Below are 19,416 nucleotides of genomic sequence, written 5' to 3'. Positions count from 1 at the left end.
CAAATCCTATAAGCCAAGCCTTTGATTTTTCGTCCAAGGCTTGGCTTTGTCGTTTTAGTGCGTTTTCTTGCACTCGATTACTACTTTTCTGACCAACGTTTACACACAAGATAAAACCACACTCAAATCACAAAACCCTTACAAACATTAACATTCGATTACAAATCTGGTGAAATTTTTATCTAGTTCACATTAATTGATTCGTTTGTCACTATACTCAAAGGGTAAACGTTTTCACCAATTATAAAATTAATTGCAGATTACGAATTACCCCTACAGCAAACCAATAACAAACAATCAGGATTTTTCTATGAGAAAGGTTACTCTACTTGCTCTGCTCACTGCTGGTGTAGGCTTTGGAACACAAGCTCTAGCGGATACCACCCTTGGATTTACTATCTACAAGTACGACGACAACTTCATGTCGGTTGTGCGCCAAGCCATTGAAAAAGAAGCGGCATCAGACAAAAGCACTCGTATTTTGATGAACGATTCGCAAAACAGCCAGTCGATGCAAAACGACCAAGTGGACGTCATGCTGGCTCGTGGCGTGCAAGCGCTGGCCATTAACCTGGTTGACCCTGCGGCTGCCCCAACCATCATCCAAAAAGCGAAAATGGATGATGTGCCTATCGTGTTCTACAACAAAGAACCCAGCCCACAAGCGCTAGCGAGCTACGACAAAGCTTACTACGTCGGTACCGACTCAAAAGAATCGGGCATCATTCAAGGTGATCTCATCGCGCAAGCGTGGAAAGCCAACCCAGCATGGGACAAAAACGGCGATGGCGTATTGCAATACGTGATGCTAAAAGGCGAACCCGGCCACCCAGATGCAGAAGCTCGCACCACGTATTCTGTACAAACCATCAATGAAAACGGCATCAAAACCGAAGAGTTGCACATGGATACCGGCATGTGGGATACCGCGATGGCGAAAGACAAAATGGACGCTTGGCTCTCTGGCCCTAACGGCAGCAAAATCGAAGTGGTGATTGCCAACAACGACGGCATGGCGATGGGCGCAGTAGAAGCACTACGCGGCGCGGGCGTGAAATTGCCTGTGTACGGTGTTGATGCTCTAGCTGAAGCGTTGGCGCTGGTCAAATCTGGCGACATGGCCGGTACCGTACTCAACGATGCCGAATCTCAAGCGAAAGCGACCTTTGAACTGTCACGTAACCTAGCCGATGGCAAACAGCCTGCAGAAGGCACTCGCTGGCAAGTCGTGAACAAAATTGTTCGCGTGCCTTATGTTGGCGTTGATAAAGATACCTTGAACTAATTTAGTGCCCGGGGGAGCACGCTCCCCCTATGCGCTTTCTTCATTGTCACACTGTCGTTAGAGAACATTTCTGTTGTCCGCCCATTGACGAAATAAAGAGAGACCATGGTAAATCAAACACATGAATTCCTGTTGGAAATGACAGGAGTAAGTAAAGAGTTTCCTGGGGTAAAGGCATTAGATAAGGTTAATTTAAAAGTTCGCCCTCATTCTATTCATGCATTAATGGGAGAAAATGGGGCCGGCAAATCAACACTATTAAAATGTCTATTTGGTATTTACGAGAAGAATGAAGGAAATATTCTCTTTCTCGGCAAGGAAGTGAATTTCACCTCGTCAAAAGAAGCATTGGAATCCGGTGTTTCTATGGTTCACCAAGAATTGAACCAAGTAAAACAATGCTCCGTTATGGACAATATTTGGCTCGGTCGTTACCCAAAGAAAGGGTTCTTTGTTGATCACGATAAAATGTATCGCGATACCAAAGAAATCTTTGCCGAACTGGATATCGATATCGATCCTAAAGTCAAAGTCGCGACCTTATCCGTGTCCCAAATGCAGATGGTTGAGATCGCCAAAGCGTTCTCCTATGACGCCAAAATCGTCATCATGGATGAACCCACCTCATCGCTGACGGAAAAAGAAGTCGGCCACCTGTTTACCATCATCAACAAGCTGAAAGAGAAAGGCTGTGGCGTGGTGTACATCTCGCACAAGATGGAAGAAATCTTTGCTATCTGCGATGAAATCACCATTTTGCGTGATGGACAATGGGTCGACACTCGCCCTCTCAAAGGGCTCGATATGGACCAGATCATCGCCATGATGGTTGGCCGCGAGTTGACGCATCGTTTCCCTGAAAAAACCAACACACCGAAAGATGTGATTTTGCAAGTGGAAAACCTCACCGCGCTCAACCAGCCGTCGATTCAAGATGTCTCCTTTGAACTGAAAGCAGGCGAAATCTTAGGCGTTGCGGGCCTTGTGGGTTCACGCAGAACCGACATCGTCGAAACGATTTTCGGTGTACGCGAACGCAGCGAAGGGCACATTCGCTTGCATGGTCGTGAGATGAAAAACCGCGATGCGCACGAAGCGATCAACAACGGTTTTGCCCTCGTAACCGAGGAGCGTCGCTCCACCGGCATCTACGGCAACCTCGATATCACCTTCAATGCGTTGGTGGCCAACGTTGATGAGTACAAAACCAAAATGGGCCTACTCAGCGACAAAAAGATGAAGAGTGACACGCAGTGGGTGATTGATTCCATGCGCGTGAAAACCCCCTCTCATCAAACCCACATCAGCTCTTTGTCGGGTGGTAATCAGCAGAAAGTCATCATTGGCCGCTGGCTGCTCACGCAACCGGAAATCCTCATGCTGGATGAACCGACACGCGGGATCGACGTTGGCGCGAAGTTTGAGATTTACCAATTGATTCTCGAATTAGCCAAGAAAAACAAAGGCATCATTATTATTTCTTCGGAAATGCCGGAATTACTGGGTATTACAGACCGAATATTAGTCATGAGTAATGGCCGCGCAGCGGGCATCGTTAATACCAAAGAAACTTCACAGAATGAAATATTAGAACTGGCTTCTCGCTATCTCTAGGGAATGAATTATGGACGCTGTTAAATCTTTCGCATTAAAGCATTTAAAAGAGAGCGCAATATACGCGGTTCTCCTTATTCTACTGGCTGTTATTGTTATTCAAGAGCCATCGTTTCTTAGCTTGAGAAACTTAAGTAACATCCTGACTCAATCTTCCGTGCGTGTCATCATCGCTCTCGGTGTCGCTGGCCTGATTGTCACCCAAGGCACCGACCTTTCCGCCGGTCGCCAAGTGGGTTTGGCGGCGGTGATTTCGGCCACCTTGTTGCAGTCGATCGATAACGTCAACAAAGTGTTCCCAGGCATTGGCGAAGTGCCCATCGTCGCGGTGATCATTTGCGTGTGCTTGATCGGTGCCATCATCGGTTTGGTCAACGGCGTTATCGTTGCTTACCTGAAAGTAACACCTTTTATCGCCACATTAGGCACCATGATCATCGTTTACGGCATCAACTCGCTTTACTACGATGCGGTAGGCGCCTCTCCGATTGCGGGCTTTGATGAGCGTTTCACTACCTTTACGCAAGGCTTTATCAACCTCGGGGGTTTCCGTTTCTCCTACATCACCTTCTACGCCATCATCGCCATTGTCTTTATGTGGGTGCTGTGGAACAAAACCGTGTTTGGCAAAAACATTTTCGCCGTGGGTGGTAACCCAGAAGCGGCCAAAGTGTCTGGTGTGAACGTGCCACTGACCTTGTTGAAAGTGTATGCCCTTTCTGGCGTGCTTTACGCCTTTGGCGGTATGTTGGAAGCTGGCCGTATCGGCAGTGCCACCAATAACTTAGGTTTCTTATACGAGCTTGATGCCATCGCCGCGTGTGTGGTCGGCGGTGTTTCATTTGCCGGTGGTGTCGGCAGTATTGCTGGCGTTGTCACGGGTGTGTTGATCTTCACCGTCATCAACTATGGTATGACCTACATTGGCGTCAGCCCATATTGGCAATACATTATTAAAGGCTCCATCATCGTCTTCGCGGTCGCGCTCGATTCGATGAAATACGCCAACAAAAAATAACCCCCAACTGCGCCTAGCGCCCGCCCTGCCCTTACCGGCAGGGCTTTTTTAACGCCGTTCGGAGAAAAATCCTCTCGAAACTTGAGCTTATCCGACATTTATTCGGTTGCCATTTGAGTTATCGCCGTGGGCGGTGTTAAATGGCGGCGTAAACGAACAATAACAACAAAAGTAATCCCTTATGGCGACCATCAAAGACGTGGCAAAACTGGCTGGCGTATCCATAGCCACCGCCTCACGCGTTATCAATAACGCCCCTCACACCAGCGAAGCGGCAATCGTCGCGGTTAAAGAAGCAATGCAGTCTTTGGGGTATCGTCCCAACGCCAACGCGCGCGCACTGGTGAGCAAATCTTCCCACACCATTGGCGTTTTGGTGAATGACGTCTCTGCGCCTTTTTTTGGCACCATGGTCAAAGCCATCGACACCGTGGCCTGCGAACAAGGCAAACAGTTGTTGATTGGCAGCGGCTATCACGACGCCAACAAAGAGCGCAACGCCATCGAGTTGTTGATCAACAGTCGTTGTGAATCCTTGGTGGTGCACAGCAAAGGCATGAGCGACCAAGAACTTGTCTCACTGGCGGATGAAATTCCCGCCATGGTGGTGATCAATCGGGTCGTCAAGGGCATCGAATCACGCTGCATTGCGCTCGACAACCATCGCGGATCCTACCTTGCGACGGAGTTTTTGATTCGCAGTGGTCACAAACACATTGGCTACATTTGTTCCAGCCACAACATCGACGACGCCAAAGATCGCCTCGCGGGTTATCGAGATGCTTTGCGCGACAACGGCATCGCGATCCGTGAAGAATACATTGAATATGGCGAGCCAGACGAAACCGGCGGTGAGCAAGCGATGATCAGCATCATGGCGAAGAATCTCCCCATCACTGCGCTGGCAACATACAACGACTACATGGCCGCAGGGTGCCTTTCATTGCTGCTGGAAAACGGTATTCGCATTCCTGAAGAAATGTCACTCATCGGCTTTGATGATGGCCACGTAGCACGCTATATCTACCCACGCTTAACCACGGTTCGCTATCCGATTCAGGTGATGGCCAGTGAAGCGGTAAAACTGTCGCTGCAATTGGCCAATGGTGAAGCACCGGATCGCAAAGAGCACAAACTCTTTATGCCCATGCTGATCCGCCGAGCCTCCGTCGGCGCGCCTGCAAAATAGCCGCCATTCAACACTATTTTTGTGTAATTAATCACTTGATGAAATATTGATTAATTATTCGCGTATCACCGCCAAATTTAGCCGCCTATAATTAATCACACGTTTAATTTTGAAGGGCGGCTGATGACGGAACTCAACCCACGCCGAGGACGGCCAACGCACAACATCGACACGAGACAACTGCTGATTCACCACGCACGCGAGTTGTTCACCGTCATGGAATACAACAACGTTTCTACCCGCTTAGTGGCGCAAAAAGCAGGCGTGAATGTGGCCATGATCCGTTACTACTTTGGCAGTAAAGAAGGGCTGTTCGAGACCATGCTGCGAGAAACCCTCGCGCCGATGCAAAAACAAATGCAAGCACTGGTGCTCGAAAGTTCAGAGAAAAACCTGCTCGATATCATGCGCACTTATTACCGAGAAATGGTCAAAGTACCTCAGTTTCCCCGCTTGATTGCGCAAGTGATGCGCATGGCCCCCTCCGATACCCAACGCAAATTGATGGAAAAAGTGATGAACGACATCACCCAACCGATGCAAGGGTTGATCTTCGATCGCTTGTTAGAAGGAGGCATATTGCGCCAAGGCGTCGATGCCAAATTAGCGCGCATCACCTTCATCAGCTTGATGGTGTTTCCTTTTATGGCGCCACCAGCGCTCTTGTCAATTCACGGCATCGAACTGAATGAAGCTTTTCTCAACCGCTTGTTTGAACACAATATTCAACTGATGAAACACGGATTTTTGGACTCAGGAGCAGCCCATGACCCTCAATAAAAAATGGCTCTTTTTCCCCGCATTAGCGGTGGGCGTGCTGGTGTTGGTACTGGCGGTCAAACTCAAACCCGAACTGCCGGTGAAACCTGCCGATGATCGTGCTCGCTTGGTGGAAACACTGCCGCTGGAACTCAAAGCCGTTGCCCCTTTAGCGATTGGTTTTGGCAAAGTGGCCCCCAAAGTGGAGTGGAAGGCGATTGCCGAAGTCTCTGGCAAAGTGATCTATCGCCACCCACGCTTAGAGAAAGGGCAATTACTCAAAGCCGGCACAGAGATTTTGCGCATCGACCCGCTCGATTACCAACTCAAACTGGTGCAAGCTCAAGCCGACCTCAAATCTTCCCAAACCTCTTTGGCTAAGCTCAATCAAGAAGAACAAAACCTCAAAAGCAGTTTGAAGATCGAATCCAACCGCCTCGCGATTGCCAATAAAGAGCTCGAACGCAAACAGAACCTGCGTAAAAAAGGGCTGAATTCGCAATCGGATGTCGATCAACAAGAACAAACCACCCTTTCACAGCGCAATCTGGTACTCGACATTGAAAACCAAATCGCCCTCATGCCCGATGAAAAACGCGTGGCAGATGCGCTGATCAAGGTCAACAACGCCAAGGTGGATGAAGCCAAGCGTGCGCTGGAAAAAACCATCATCACCCTGCCATACGATCTGCGTATCGCGCAGGTGGACATCGAGCAAGATCAGGTGGTTAACCAACAGCAAACCATGGTTACCGCGCACGGTATTGATGTGATGGAAGTGGAAGCGCAGCTCTCAATTCATGACATGCAAACCCTCGCCGCCAGCTTGGGCGAGTTCGCGCGCGATGAATCGGGCATTCCACAACCGGATATGACCTTCATTCAAGCTTACATTGAACTGAGCAGTGGCAATTTAAGCGCCAGTTGGCCGGCCAAAGTGGCGCGAGTGAGTGAAACAGTGGATGCCAACCAAGCCACTGCTGGGGTGATTTTGGAGATAGAACAAGACTACCGTGAGCTCAATCCAACCTCATTACCGCCGCTGGTCAATGGCATGTTTGTCCGCGCTTACATTGAAGGCCAAGCCAACCCCAATTGGGTCATCCCTGAGCGTGCGCTGCACGGTGGTAAAATCTATCTGATGGACGAGCAAAACCGCTTGCGCATCGTGCCAGTCACCGTCTTATTCCGCCGCGACAACCATGTGGTGATCGATGGCGAGATCAGCCACGGGCAGAAACTGATCGTCAACGACCTATTGCCCGCCATTGAAGGCATGTTGTTGAAAGAGGCCAACAGCGAGGCGAATCCAGAGGAGAGTGGCTCATGATTCGTTTTTTCGCCAAACACCCGACGGCGGCCAACTTGTTGATGTTAACGCTGCTGATCCTCGGGATCTCCTCACTCTCCACCATCAAACGGGAAACCTTTCCCGAGTTTGATCCGCCTTACATTATGGCGGCGGTGGTCTATCCAGGTGCTTCGCCCCAAGAAGTGGAAGAGAGCATTTGCGTACGCATGGAAGATGCCGTGGATGGCCTTGCCAATATTGTCGAAACCCAATGTGAAGCGATTGAAGGCTCGGCGCGCTTAATCCTCAAGCTCAACGAGAAGGCCGACATCAGCCGCATGCTGGTGGATGTGCAAACGCAAATCAACGCCATCAACGATTTCCCTAAAGAGATCGAATCTCCGGTGGTGCAAGAGCTTGATTGGAACGAACCCGTGGTGGATGTGGCGATTACCGCCGACACCACATGGCCGGAACTCAAAGCGTATGCAGAACAGCTTAAGCGGACGTTAAAGCTCGATTATGGCGTCTCTTTGGTGAGCGTGGCAGGCTTTTCCGATCACCAATATCGCGTCGAACTCGATACCCAAGCGATGCGTCAGCTCGGTTTAAGCGTTGGCGATATTGCCGATCAAATTGGCCGCCAAAACGTCAAGCTCCCCAGTGGCAATGTGGAAACGCCCGACAAACATTTTCTGATCCGCTTCGATGAACGTCGCGTCACGCCACAAGAGCTCAGCACCATAGTCGTAGGCTCTGGGCCCAATGGTTCGTTAATCCGCTTGGGCGATATTGCCACCATTAGCGACCGCTTCGAGCTCGATGAGCAAAAAGTGCTGTTTGATGGCCACCCTTCAGCCCTGCTGAAAATCAGCAAGAACAAAGAAGATGACGCCCTGCGCATCAAAGATCGCGTTACCCAATTTGTTGCCGACCAACAGGCGATCGCCCCCGATGGCGTGCAACTGGAAATGACCAACGATCTCTCGTCTGTCTTGTGGGATCGCCTCACCATGATGGTGAGAAATGGCTGGCAAGGGATCGTGCTGGTGTTTGCCACCATGTGGCTGTTCTTCAGTCTGCGCTATTCCTTTTGGGTGGCGGCCGGTTTGCCGGTGGCTTTTCTTGGCGGGCTGTTTTTGATGGCGCAACTTGGCCTCTCCATCAACATCATGTCGCTGGTTGGGCTGCTGATGGCGATCGGCATCATGATGGACGATGCCATCGTGATCGCCGAGTCGATTGCGGCGCACCTTGATCGCGGAGAGAAGATCGACGATGCGGTGATCAAAGGGGTCAACAAAGTGCTGCCGGGGGTAATTTCCTCCTTCCTCACCACCGTGTGTATCTTTGGTAGCTTGCTGTTTTTGCAAGGAGAAATGGGGGCGGTGCTCAAAGCGGTGCCACAAGTGCTGATTTTGGTGCTCACCCTAAGCTTAGTGGAAGCCTTCCTCATTCTGCCCAACCATTTGGCGCATTCCCTGCACAAGCAAAAACAGGAAAAACCGGACCTCAAGTTCAAACAAACCTTACTTGACCACTTTGAGCACTTTCGCAACACCACCTTGGTCAATGCAGTGGAAAAAGTGGTGGAATTTCGCTACGCCTTTATGGGTGGCGTATTAGCGTTGCTGCTGATTTCTGCTGCGACCTTGGCGGGCGGGCTATTGAAGTTTCAACCCTTCCCCGAGCTTGATGGCGATATCGCCGAGGCGCGCATCATTTTGCCGCCGGGTGCCTCTTTGGCACAAACCGAAGCCGTGGTGGATAAAATCGTCGCCTCTGCGCAAAGGCTGGATCGCCAGTGGAGTGAAGAGAAAGAAAATGGTACGCCTTTGGTGCGTCATATCACCAGCCAATTTAATGCCAATGCCGATGCCAATGAATCGGGCCCGCACATTGCCACTGTGCGGTTGGATCTGCTCGGCGCTGAAAGCCGCAACACGGTGATTGACGAGTTTATTACCGCTTGGCGTGACGATGTCGGTGAACTGGCCGACCCGATATCACTGGTGTTTAAGCAGCCGACCATGGGGCCGGGTGGGCGCGCAATTGAGATCCGCGCCAAACACGACGATCTCGATGCACTCAAAGCCGCGTCTATCGACATTCAGCAGTACCTCAACCAGTTCGCAGGCGTGCATGGGGTGCTCGATGACATGCGCATGGGCAAAGAAGAAGTGTTGGTCAAACTGCGCCCCGGCGCGGAAGTGTATGGCATCAATGGCCAGTTGATCGCCAACCAGTTGCGCGCGGCTTTCTTTGGACAAACCGCCGATGAAATTCAGCTCGGCGTCGAGAATATTTCGATAGAAGTGCGGCTGGATAAAGTGCAAGCGGGCGATTTGCAGCAGTTAGCCAACTTCCCGATCATGATGGCCGATGGCAGCCAGATCCCACTCGCCACCATTGCCACGCTCGATTTTCAGCGTAACTACGTGCGCATTCAACGCATCGACGGGCTAAGAACCATCAGCGTGTTTGGCGATGTGGACAACACACAAGCCAACTCCACCGCGATCATTCGCCAGTTCCAACAGCAAGAAGCGCCGAAGCTGATGCAAAAATACCCCGGCTTACGCTTTGATTTTGAAGGCGAAGCCAAAGACACCGCCGAAACCGGATCTTCAATGGGCAAAGGCTTTTTGCTGGGTCTGTTCGGGGTGTTCGCCATTTTGAGTTACCAGTTCCGCAGCTACTTAGAACCCTTTGTGGTGATGCTTGCCATTCCTCTTGCCTTTATTGGCGTGGTTTGGGGGCACATTCTGCTCGGCCATTCGCTGAGCATGCCAAGCATGATGGGCTTTGTTTCGCTGGCGGGGATTGTGGTCAACGACTCGATTTTGCTGGTGCAATACATTCGCCATCATGTCGATGAAGGCGACAGCGTACATGACTCTGTAGTGAAAGCGAGCCGTGAGCGTTTTCGCGCGGTGTTTCTCACCTCCATGACCACCGCAGCGGGTTTGTTGCCGCTGCTCACCGAAACCAGCTTGCAAGCGCAGGTTATCCAACCTTTGGTCATCTCCATTGTGTTTGGCATCCTTGCTTCGACTTTGTTGGTGTTGTTTATGATCCCAGCCGCTTACGCCATTTTGGCCGATTTTGGTTTGGTGCATAAACACCAAGAGATATGAAGCAAAACGAGTAAATAATCGGCAAACGAGCGAGGCCCAGCGCCTCGCTCCCTCGCTTTGTGACCTTGCTGGCAACCCCATATGGCGCTTTGAACTATAGTTAATGCAATCCTCATTCACTGGCCGACTCAATGCAAACACCTGAAAAACCGGACAACGAACCGCAGCGAATCGCGGATCTCCATTCGCTCTACATTTTAGACACCGCCGCGGAAGAGCGTTTTGATCGCGTCACTCGCATCGCACGTCGGCTGTTTGATGTGCCGATAGCCTTGGTCAGTTTGGTGGATGAGGATCGCCAGTGGTTTAAATCCTGCTTTGGTCTGAATGCCAGTGAAACGCCACGCGATATCTCCTTCTGCGGCCACGCCATTCTCGGCACTGACACCTTGATTGTGGAAGACGCCAGCCTAGATGCGCGCTTTGCCGACAACCCATTAGTGACTGGTGAGCCACACATTCGCTTTTACGCTGGCGTTCCGTTGATGTTTGAACACAGCTCCTGCTTAGGTACCTTGTGCATCATCGACAGCAAACCGCGCACACTTAACGAAGACGAGCGTTTGGATTTGATCGATCTGGCCAAAATGGCCGAGAGAGAACTCGCCGCCACGCACAGCGCCGCCATTGATGACCTCACGCAGATTTCCAACCGCCGTGGCTTTATAACCTTGGCGAAAAAGAGCATGGCCTATTGCGAAGTGGGGGATTACCCCTACTCCATTGCCTATTTAGACCTCAACGGTTTTAAACCGATCAATGACCGATTTGGCCACCAAGAGGGCGATCGCGCACTCAAAGCGTTTGCCGATACCATGAAAAAGAGCTTCCGCGAGTCTGATGTCTTTGCCCGTCTGGGTGGAGATGAGTTTGTGGTGTTTATGTCTGGTGCCTCTCGCTCTGTGGCACAAGTGGCCATTAAGCGTTTTTCCGAGGCGATAGAGCAGTACAATCATGCTGCCAACCGTGGCTATGATTTGTCCTTCTGCGCGGGGATTGTTTCCGTCGAACCCGATGCCAATATCAGTTTGGACGAGCTTCTTTCTCAAGCAGATAAAGCCATGTACCAGCAAAAAGACAACAAAACGCCACGCAGTTGATGTGACTCAACACCCTCGAGCGATGGAAATCCTAAGCAAAATAGGTACAATCCTCGCTCGATTTTTTGACTTGCGCGGACTCCCTCATGCACACGCCGGACCCTTGCTTTACCTCATTCACCACCGCTATCGACGGCTACGCCCTGCCCGAGCGCTTTACCTTCCCGTTTTACTACACTCCGCACCCGTTGTGTGTGTTGGCAGCAGAGCAGTTGCAACAACATTTGCTCACTCAGCAAGAGTGGCAACACAACTTTGGCTTGTTGAACGGCGAAGTAGTGAGTGACGATGAGAGCGCGATTGGCAAAATGTTTGGCGTGCTGCTGGTTGAAAATGCACAAGGCGACATCGGTTTTGTGAGCTCATTCTCAGGCAAAATTGCCGACCAAAATCTATTGCCCGGCTTTGTGCCACCGGTGTTTGACATGCTGGCAGAAGAGAGCTTTTTCCGCCGCGAGTTATCGGAAATCACCGACATCAACCACCAGGTAAAACAGTTGTCGCAAAGCGCAGAGCTGGCACAACTGCGTCAGCAAATTGAGGCAGACCGCCAAGCTTACCAAGCGCAAGAACAAGCCCAGCGCCAAGCCATGATTGAAGGGCGCGCCGCACGCAAGCAACAGCGCGAGCAAGCGGAAGCAACGCTCACTGGCGATGCGCTCAAAGCGGTGTTGGATGATCTCGCCAAACAAAGCGTGGCTGAGAAAAACGTACTCAAATACCTCAAACTGGAGTGGGATGAAAAACTCGCCAGTGAAGAGGCACGTTTGCAAGTGCTGCTCACTCAACTCGACACACTCAAAGAGCAGCGCAAAACCTTATCGAACGCCTTGCAACACAAATTGTTTGCTCAGTATCGCTTCCTCAATGTGCGCGGGGAGCAGAGCGATCTCAACGCGATTTTCGCACCCACCACCAGCCCCGTGCCACCAGCCGGCTCTGGCGAATGTGCCGCGCCAAAACTGCTGCAATACGCTTTTACCCACGGCTTGAAGCCACTGGCAATGGCGGAATTTTGGTGGGGCGTGTCACCGAAATCGGAAGTGCGCCAACACAAAAAGTTTTACCCATCCTGCCACAGCAAATGCCACCCCATTTTGGGCCATATGCTGCAAGGGCTGAACATGGACCCAAACCCGCTGGAAGAAAACTGGGCAGAAGACAAAGAGCTGGAAATCGTCTATCAAGATGAGGCGATGGTCGTCGTCAACAAACCCTCAGGGTTGTTATCGGTGCCGGGCAAAACCATTACCGATTCCGCTTATACCCGTTTGCAAGCGCTATTCCCTGATGTGGAAGGGCCGTTTGTGATTCACCGCTTAGACATGGCGACATCGGGACTGTTAGTGTTTGCCCTCACCCGCCGCGCCAACAAGAGCCTGCAAAAGCAATTTATTTCTCGTGGCGTGCAAAAGCGTTATGTGGCGATGCTGGAAGGTGAGGTGTCGCAAAGCCAAGGGGAAATCACCCTGCCGATGCGAGGCGACCCAGACGACAGGCCGCGTCAGTTGGTCTGCTTTGAACACGGTAAACCCGCGCATACCGATTGGCAGTTAATTGAGATCCGCGATGGCCGCAGCAAGCTTTACCTCTACCCAAGAACGGGGCGCACTCACCAACTTCGTGTTCATTGTGCCCATCACCTTGGTTTGAACATGCCGATGGTCGGCGATGGGTTGTATGGTGAGAAAGCCAACCGACTGCACTTGCACGCCGAGTCGCTTGAGCTTGACCACCCTTACAGCAAAGAGCGCATGCATTTTCAAGTGGATGCCGAATTCTAGTTCGTGCCTTTCAGCGTGTGGCGCTGGCCGTACAAGCTCCCCACCGAACCAATCTCGAATCAACATTTTCGCTCTATTTACCGTGCCACTGGCCACTGAGTAAATAGAGCGATATATCGCCAATCGGTTTGAGCCGTTAGCAACTCACCCGCAGCTACATCCACTGGTTCAGTAAGGTAACGAACTTCGGATGAATCAAATAGCCAATCGCAGAATGAGGGTTGGACTGCCCATTTCTCACACACAAATTGTAGATGGGGTAAATGTCTTTCATCCCGCCTTTGACTAAGCCAAGTTGCAGCATCTCTTTGAAATCGTTTTTGATGCGATTGTCGTGAGAAATGTAATCGTCTTCCGCTGAAATATTGCACCATTGATGAAGGTTGAGTGGGTAGCGTTTTTTACCGCTTAAGCTGCTGCCTTTCAAACGCCCCTTCACGTTTTCATCCCCCAGCGGCGAGCCTAAGGTAACTAAGAGATCGACTTTCTTTTCAGCGCCGTAGTCGTGGCGATATTCGCCATAATGAGAGAGCTTCCACAAACAATCGTAACTGATCATGCTGCCCAAGCTGTGCGCGACCATCATAACCTCATCGCCACTATCGAGCGCTTCTTTCAGTTCTTTGGTCAGGCGCGAGCGCAAGTCACTGCCGTAATAACTGTCTTCGTTCCAGTAATGCGCCATATCGGGGGCAACACTGGTGATCAGCGGCTCTGCCAGTTTTAAGTGGCCTAATACGGCTGAGAAAGTATCGGCCAAGGCTTCCGCTAAGAAGCCCGCTTTAGAGACTTTTTTGTAGTTCGTTTTGGTAAAACCATTACGCGGGTATTGCTTGAGTTTATCCAGCGCATCGATACGGCTTTGCGGATGCTCGGTTGGCGCTTCGAGCAGCTCGTTGGAAAGATCGCCATAGTAGATAAACCGCTTTTCTATTTGCTTAAACGCCTGAACACGGCTTTCACCGTAATCTCGCTGTAAACCATGTTCAATGGCGTTGAACCACAATGTTTGTAAATCGTTTTTGTCTGGTTTCGGCGCTCGGCCATGAATAAAGAGTATTCGCTTTGCCATAGTTCCTCCTGACGTGAAATGACGCGTTGCTCCAAGATCGGATCACGCATTCTCAGGTTAGGAGTGGGAAACTACCACGAAAGTGATACCCATTGCATAAACAGCGCAACCCTTGCGAGCTGACGCTGTTTTCGTTCTGAGTCTTAAAGATGGAGCAAGAGGCTAAGAAGTGAAACGCCACTCGGGGGACGAGGAGTACTTTCTGGAATGTGGACGTTAGTAGTTTATTTAGGCAACAAAGAAATACAGTTCATCTAAAAATTTCCTAACAAAAACACTCCCAGAAACAAAAGTTAAACACTGATATCAAGAGGCTCCAAAATATAATTGGACAACTCGCTACTTCATTTCTGGTGATGTATGAGTTAATTCTCATCTTTTGTATCTGAATATCAAAATGGACTTTGTGAGGCTTAGTAAAGTATGTGAAAATGACAGTAAAATCAGTTGCATACAAACCATATGCATTTATAAATCACATCAACATAAATTAGAATTTACAAACAACATGAGCACAGAGAACAATCAAGAAATCAGATACGTCATCGGTACATTGGGCGAAAGCTGGGTTGACCCAGTAGAAGGTAAGACTAGAGGTAAATTAAATGTATGTATGGAGGAGTTTTCAGAACCCGACAGTAGAAAAAGTTATGAACAGGTAAATAAACGAGAACATTTTTGCGATACAGAAAAGGTTTTTATAACAGGCCCCTTTGATGAACTTGAAAGAAAATACGAAAAATACCAACTGCTGAAAGCAGAAACGACACGAGCCAATAAGTCAGAAGGAAATCAGCAAAGTCACGTCTCATATTATCGCTCAGTTCAACCAGTTAAAAATCATGAATTGCTAGAAGTTATCTTTGCAAACATTGATTTTTCTAAAGATGAAACATCGATATACCTTTCTCATGTGCCATCAACAAATCTTGTAATGATAGCTACACACTATAATGACGAGGACGTGATTGTAGGACCTTTTACTCATACACATTCTCTTCAAGGTGATGATGAAGTAAAGCTAACACTGCAGTTTCCAAAAACACCACTTCCAGGCAGAAAACTTTCAGATCATATTGTGGGCAAACTCGATAGAGAGCAATGTCAAGATCAATTAATTGAGGTCACTATAAATCAAAGACCGACTACTTTCCTAGCTGATGTAGCTTCTTTTACCAGCAAACTAAGTAATAAGGACTTTGTCGACATAATCGATGCCGAAACGCTTCTCAAAGAGTATGTTGAACCACTTCTCAAGGATGCTAGTTTTCGTTCGACTGGAGGAAAGTTAACAAAAAAAGGCCTAGAGCTTCTAAAAAACAACGTTAAGAATGGAAAACAGTTTTCACAAGATCGTCCTAGATATCTAAAGACTGTAGACCTACTTTCAGATGCAGCTGAATTCGACTCAAATATGATGAAATTGAAGGAAGAGCTATTGAGGCTTCCGGAAGGTCAAAACTTTTTAGAGTCATACTTAGAAAAGAATCAGATAGAGTTTTACAAACGTTATCGAGCCAATGAGCTAGAAAACATTGAGACAGAAGTGAGTAAAACTCGAAGCGAAGTCGAGCGATTAGAAGAAAAAAGAGATAGCTTGTTGGATGAGTTAAAGTCTATAGCTCAGCAAAAAAGTGAAAAGGAAGACGAACTGAGACTATTAGCAGAGAAAAAACGAAAGCAGCTTCAAGAAGAAGTGATGCAAGAGCATAAAAAGCGTAATGCTGAGCTACAAAAGCAGATTTTAGATGGGGAAAACAAGCTCCAAGAGATCAAGCAAGAATATTCCCAATACAAAAGTTTAGATGAATTACTTAGCCAGATTAATACTAAGAGAGGAGAATATGGTGCTTTAAATGGAATGATCGACGATCATAAAAAATCTCTGACTAACCTCCAATCTCAGATTAAAGACGCTTCAGCAGAGTTGACCGAAAACTTTGTAAAAATTAAAGCGGGCTTCGAAGCAATGACAACCGCAAAAAAAGTATCTAAATCAAACTGGGACTTTACTAGCCAACCAGTTGATAAACTAGATCTATCTAATCGTGTAAAAGCTCAACAAGAATACCTTGAGCAGTTAGACAATGCCTTAACAAGCCACGATAGACATTTAGATAAAGAACAACTAGTCAACTTAATTACTACTATAGCTCAGACACAATTTACGATTTGTTCGGGACTTCCTGGCACTGGTAAAACTAGCTTAATTAAACGGTTAGGTCTAGCAATGGGGCTAGGCAACAGACAACATACAATCTCGGTATCAAGGGGCTGGATGTCTTCAAAGGATATTCTAGGTTATTACAATGGATTGTCTGAATCATATCATCCAGCTGCAACCGGTCTGTGGGAAATGCTTCTGACGATGCAAGGTGAATCAGACCAAGAAGTAAACCCTGCCATCTTACTGCTAGATGAAATGAACTTGAGTTCACCAGAACATTATTTCAGTAATTTTCTGGATCTAGCCGATGGAGAAAGTCGCCGAGAAATATTCACTGGGCATCCTGAAATGGAGCGACTATTTGTACCAAATTACATGAAATTTGTCGGTACTATAAACAGTGATGAAACCGTACAACCGTTGTCTCCACGAATGTTAGATCGCGCTGCTGTTATTCCGTTCGATGATATGATTTCTGACTTCTCCATCATCCCTATAGACAACAAGCATATAACAGCACCTATTAACGCAAGCGATTGGATCGCATTATTTGAAGGAAAGGGAACTCCTCTCTCGGGGCTATCTCAAACTATCTTTAATGAAATCATTTCTGTTCTAGAAGAAGATAAGGAAGGATTGGGGCAACGAGTTCTACTGTCTTACCGTAAGAGGAAATTAGTTGCTGACTTTGTTGATGTCGCAGGAGCTCTACTAGTCGAATATGAAGGCGCTGTGACAGCATTGGATCGGGCTGTATTACAACATGTTCTACCAATTTTAAGTGGTTATGGCGAAGGTTTTGCAGAAAGATTGAAAAAACTGTATCAAGTTCTCAATAAGAACGGTCTTGTAATGTCAGCAAAACGCTTACGTAAAATGATTACTGAAGGTGAATCATCGCTCAATAGCTACAGATATATAGCTTAGGGGAAATAGCGATGTTGGATTTAACCATAGAGGTCAGTCCTGGTCGAACATATAGTGCCTTCGATTGTGAATTGATATCACAAGGAGAAGCTGTACATGGAGTATGGTCAATTCCAGAAGATGCAAGAGTGTCTATTCTGCTAGAAACAAGTGACCGCGCAAATGATTTTGGCACTCCTATAATTTACATTGGGGATGTTACCTATGAGCTAAGCTTGCAATCATCGGTAAATAGAAAAAAGTCATGGGTATTATTATTTGATGACGACCAATTTTCAGGAATGCCATTCTTCAATTATGTCGGCAGGAGTGAAATAATATTAGCCTTCTCTAAATCTGATTTGAGAATAAAGAATCTTGTAGATATTCAGGCCAGCTTGATAAATGCAGAGCTTGCAGAAAGTATGCTCTCTTATTTACATACTCATTACGATAGTATAGTTGCCTTGTGTTTCTCCCGCTCGCGCATAGCTTGTAGTAGTGGAGACGGTTGTGAAGATAGTCTCAATCGATTAATAAATGAAGCTCAAAGCGGTATTGAGTTATGCGAGCTAGTTTGGGAAGACCTTCTCAGAAAAGTAAGAGAAACCTGGGAGAGCAAACTTGAGGTTAGGGATGGAGTCATCCCTAATTCTCCAGATGGCATAAACTGGCTATCTCAGCATCCTGAATATATTCAATTTTGCCCTCAACCAGAGCAAGATTTTAAGTGTAAAGGATATCCAGCCAAAATACTGCAAGGAGCTAATGAAATTGTTGTTTCAAATACTGATCTCATAGAGAACAGGATTATTCATGGCTACCTAGCCCATATGGAGAAGCGTTTATCTGACGCAAAAAAATACCTTTTGAATAATGGACTTGACGGAAGTAACTGTCAGGCAGAAGGGCATTATTTTAATGAATACATTAGTTTAGATCACATTATATGTCGGTACAAAGCTCCAATCTTAGATGGTTTATTAAGAAAAGTTGATGACTTGAGTCTTCGTACAAAGCGTTTGGCAATGCGCTTTACCCGTGTGTCGCCTAAACCGAAGGTTATAAAGCCTATCCCTCCTAAAGTTACAGCTTTTGTATCTAGAACACCTTCCTATCTTCATGTCTACCACAAGATAGCTAAATGGTATAAATCGGGAAATATTCAGATTGATATGGGCGATATGCTCTTTGGACTTAGACATTTGAGTACGCTCTACGAATTTACAGTTCTTATGCAAATTGTCTCTGCTTTGGAGAAGTGTGGCTGCGTATTAGTTCAGCAAGGTTGGAAAGACTATTCTGAGCAAGTATTTGGGGGAGTTGAAAAGGCTCGACCAACAAATACTCTGAATAACTACTTTGAGTTCACCGACTCACAGCGAAAAATGAATATAGAGCTATTTTATGAACCTAGAATTTGGACTTCAGAGAGAGCTCAACCCGGAGACCCAGTAGATGTATGTATTGAGCATCAAGATCGGAAACACAGATATCGCTCTCCAGACTATGTAATTCGCTTGAGACTCCAAGGATTGGAAGAACCTATTCTGCTAATTTTCGACGCTAAGTTTTCATCCGCTTATCGGGTAAAAACTCAGAAACTACCAGACTTGGTAAATAAATACCTACTTGGGCTCCATCAGAAAAAAGCAAATGGTGAATTTGGGAAGTTACCTATACAAGCAGTTTGGGCTATTTACCCTAAAGGCAATGAACCAACAGTTAATTTCTATGCAAAGCAGCATTCTATTGGTGGCCCAGAACGTATTTTACCATCATTGGGGGGGATTCGAGTAAAACCGAACGAAGATGAACGACTACCTCTACTGTTGGGAGAACTATTTGATCATGTTACAAATGAACATCAAGTCAAAGAGGTTTTGCTAGAGAAAACTGCATTAAGTAACTCGATAACCTCTCTACTTAAAACACATCAGGAGATATGGTCAAATTAAGTAATAAGTACAATCTCAATAGAGATAGTTTACCTCAACTAAAATCCGAGTGTTCTACACACTCGGATGTTTTAGCATATTTCTAGCCCTAAATATTGTGAGTATATTACTCTTGGGTTAGCATGTTAAAAGGAAA

The 19,416-nt window shown here is 47.6% G+C and carries 12 protein-coding genes; 11 read left to right on the top strand and 1 reads right to left on the bottom strand.

Annotation, left to right across the window (positions count from 1 at the left end; genetic code table 11):
• The first annotated feature begins 310 nt into the window (after nt 1–310).
• From mglB to CIK04_RS12330, 9 genes are all read left to right on the top strand, one after another.
• Nucleotides 311–1,285 carry a galactose/glucose ABC transporter substrate-binding protein MglB gene (gene mglB, locus CIK04_RS12370; protein ID WP_011082209.1) on the top strand — a complete coding sequence of 325 codons (975 nt, stop codon included), beginning with the start codon at nt 311–313 and terminating at the stop codon, nt 1,283–1,285.
• Nucleotides 1,286–1,390: 105 nt separating this feature from the next.
• Complete coding sequence (gene mglA, locus CIK04_RS12365; protein ID WP_017421794.1) at nt 1,391–2,899, top strand: galactose/methyl galactoside ABC transporter ATP-binding protein MglA; 1,509 nt, start codon at nt 1,391–1,393, stop codon at nt 2,897–2,899.
• 10 nt (nt 2,900–2,909) lie between these two features.
• Nucleotides 2,910–3,917, top strand: a complete 1,008-nt coding sequence (mglC, locus tag CIK04_RS12360; RefSeq protein ID WP_011082207.1) for a galactose/methyl galactoside ABC transporter permease MglC — start codon at nt 2,910–2,912, stop codon at nt 3,915–3,917.
• A gap of 181 nt (nt 3,918–4,098) precedes the next feature.
• Nucleotides 4,099–5,106 carry a substrate-binding domain-containing protein gene (locus CIK04_RS12355; RefSeq protein ID WP_097352497.1) on the top strand — a complete coding sequence of 336 codons (1,008 nt, stop codon included), beginning with the start codon at nt 4,099–4,101 and terminating at the stop codon, nt 5,104–5,106.
• A gap of 123 nt (nt 5,107–5,229) precedes the next feature.
• Nucleotides 5,230–5,886 carry a TetR/AcrR family transcriptional regulator gene (locus CIK04_RS12350; RefSeq protein WP_038939180.1) on the top strand — a complete coding sequence of 219 codons (657 nt, stop codon included), beginning with the start codon at nt 5,230–5,232 and terminating at the stop codon, nt 5,884–5,886.
• Nucleotides 5,873–7,195, top strand: a complete 1,323-nt coding sequence (locus CIK04_RS12345; RefSeq protein WP_097352496.1) for an efflux RND transporter periplasmic adaptor subunit — start codon at nt 5,873–5,875, stop codon at nt 7,193–7,195. The genes CIK04_RS12350 and CIK04_RS12345 overlap by 14 nt, the downstream gene beginning before the upstream one ends.
• Nucleotides 7,192–10,293: an efflux RND transporter permease subunit gene (locus CIK04_RS12340; protein WP_097352495.1), complete on the top strand. Its 3,102-nt coding sequence runs from the start codon at nt 7,192–7,194 to the stop codon at nt 10,291–10,293. The genes CIK04_RS12345 and CIK04_RS12340 overlap by 4 nt, the downstream gene beginning before the upstream one ends.
• 131 nt (nt 10,294–10,424) lie before the next feature.
• Complete coding sequence (locus CIK04_RS12335; protein ID WP_097352494.1) at nt 10,425–11,393, top strand: diguanylate cyclase; 969 nt, start codon at nt 10,425–10,427, stop codon at nt 11,391–11,393.
• A gap of 86 nt (nt 11,394–11,479) precedes the next feature.
• Nucleotides 11,480–13,177 carry an RluA family pseudouridine synthase gene (locus tag CIK04_RS12330; protein WP_097352493.1) on the top strand — a complete coding sequence of 566 codons (1,698 nt, stop codon included), beginning with the start codon at nt 11,480–11,482 and terminating at the stop codon, nt 13,175–13,177.
• 154 nt (nt 13,178–13,331) lie between these two features.
• On the opposite strand, the gene CIK04_RS12325 is transcribed toward CIK04_RS12330, so the two are convergent.
• On the bottom strand, nt 13,332–14,249 hold the full coding sequence (locus CIK04_RS12325; protein WP_097352492.1) for a hypothetical protein: 918 nt from the start codon (nt 14,247–14,249) through the stop codon (nt 13,332–13,334).
• A 508-nt stretch (nt 14,250–14,757) separates the two neighbouring features.
• Between CIK04_RS12325 and CIK04_RS12320 the strand changes: the two genes are divergently transcribed.
• The gene (locus tag CIK04_RS12320) at nt 14,758–17,343 is read left to right on the top strand and encodes a PhoH family protein (RefSeq protein WP_130198907.1); all 2,586 of its coding nucleotides are present in this window, start codon (nt 14,758–14,760) and stop codon (nt 17,341–17,343) included.
• A gap of 11 nt (nt 17,344–17,354) precedes the next feature.
• Nucleotides 17,355–19,280: a nuclease domain-containing protein gene (locus CIK04_RS12315; protein WP_097352490.1), complete on the top strand. Its 1,926-nt coding sequence runs from the start codon at nt 17,355–17,357 to the stop codon at nt 19,278–19,280.
• Nucleotides 19,281–19,416 lie beyond the last annotated feature (136 nt).

Source organism: Vibrio sp. 03_296, from assembly GCF_002265885.1.
The sequence above is the reverse complement of the archived record's forward strand: the minus strand, read 5'-3'. Positions and strand labels throughout refer to the sequence as shown.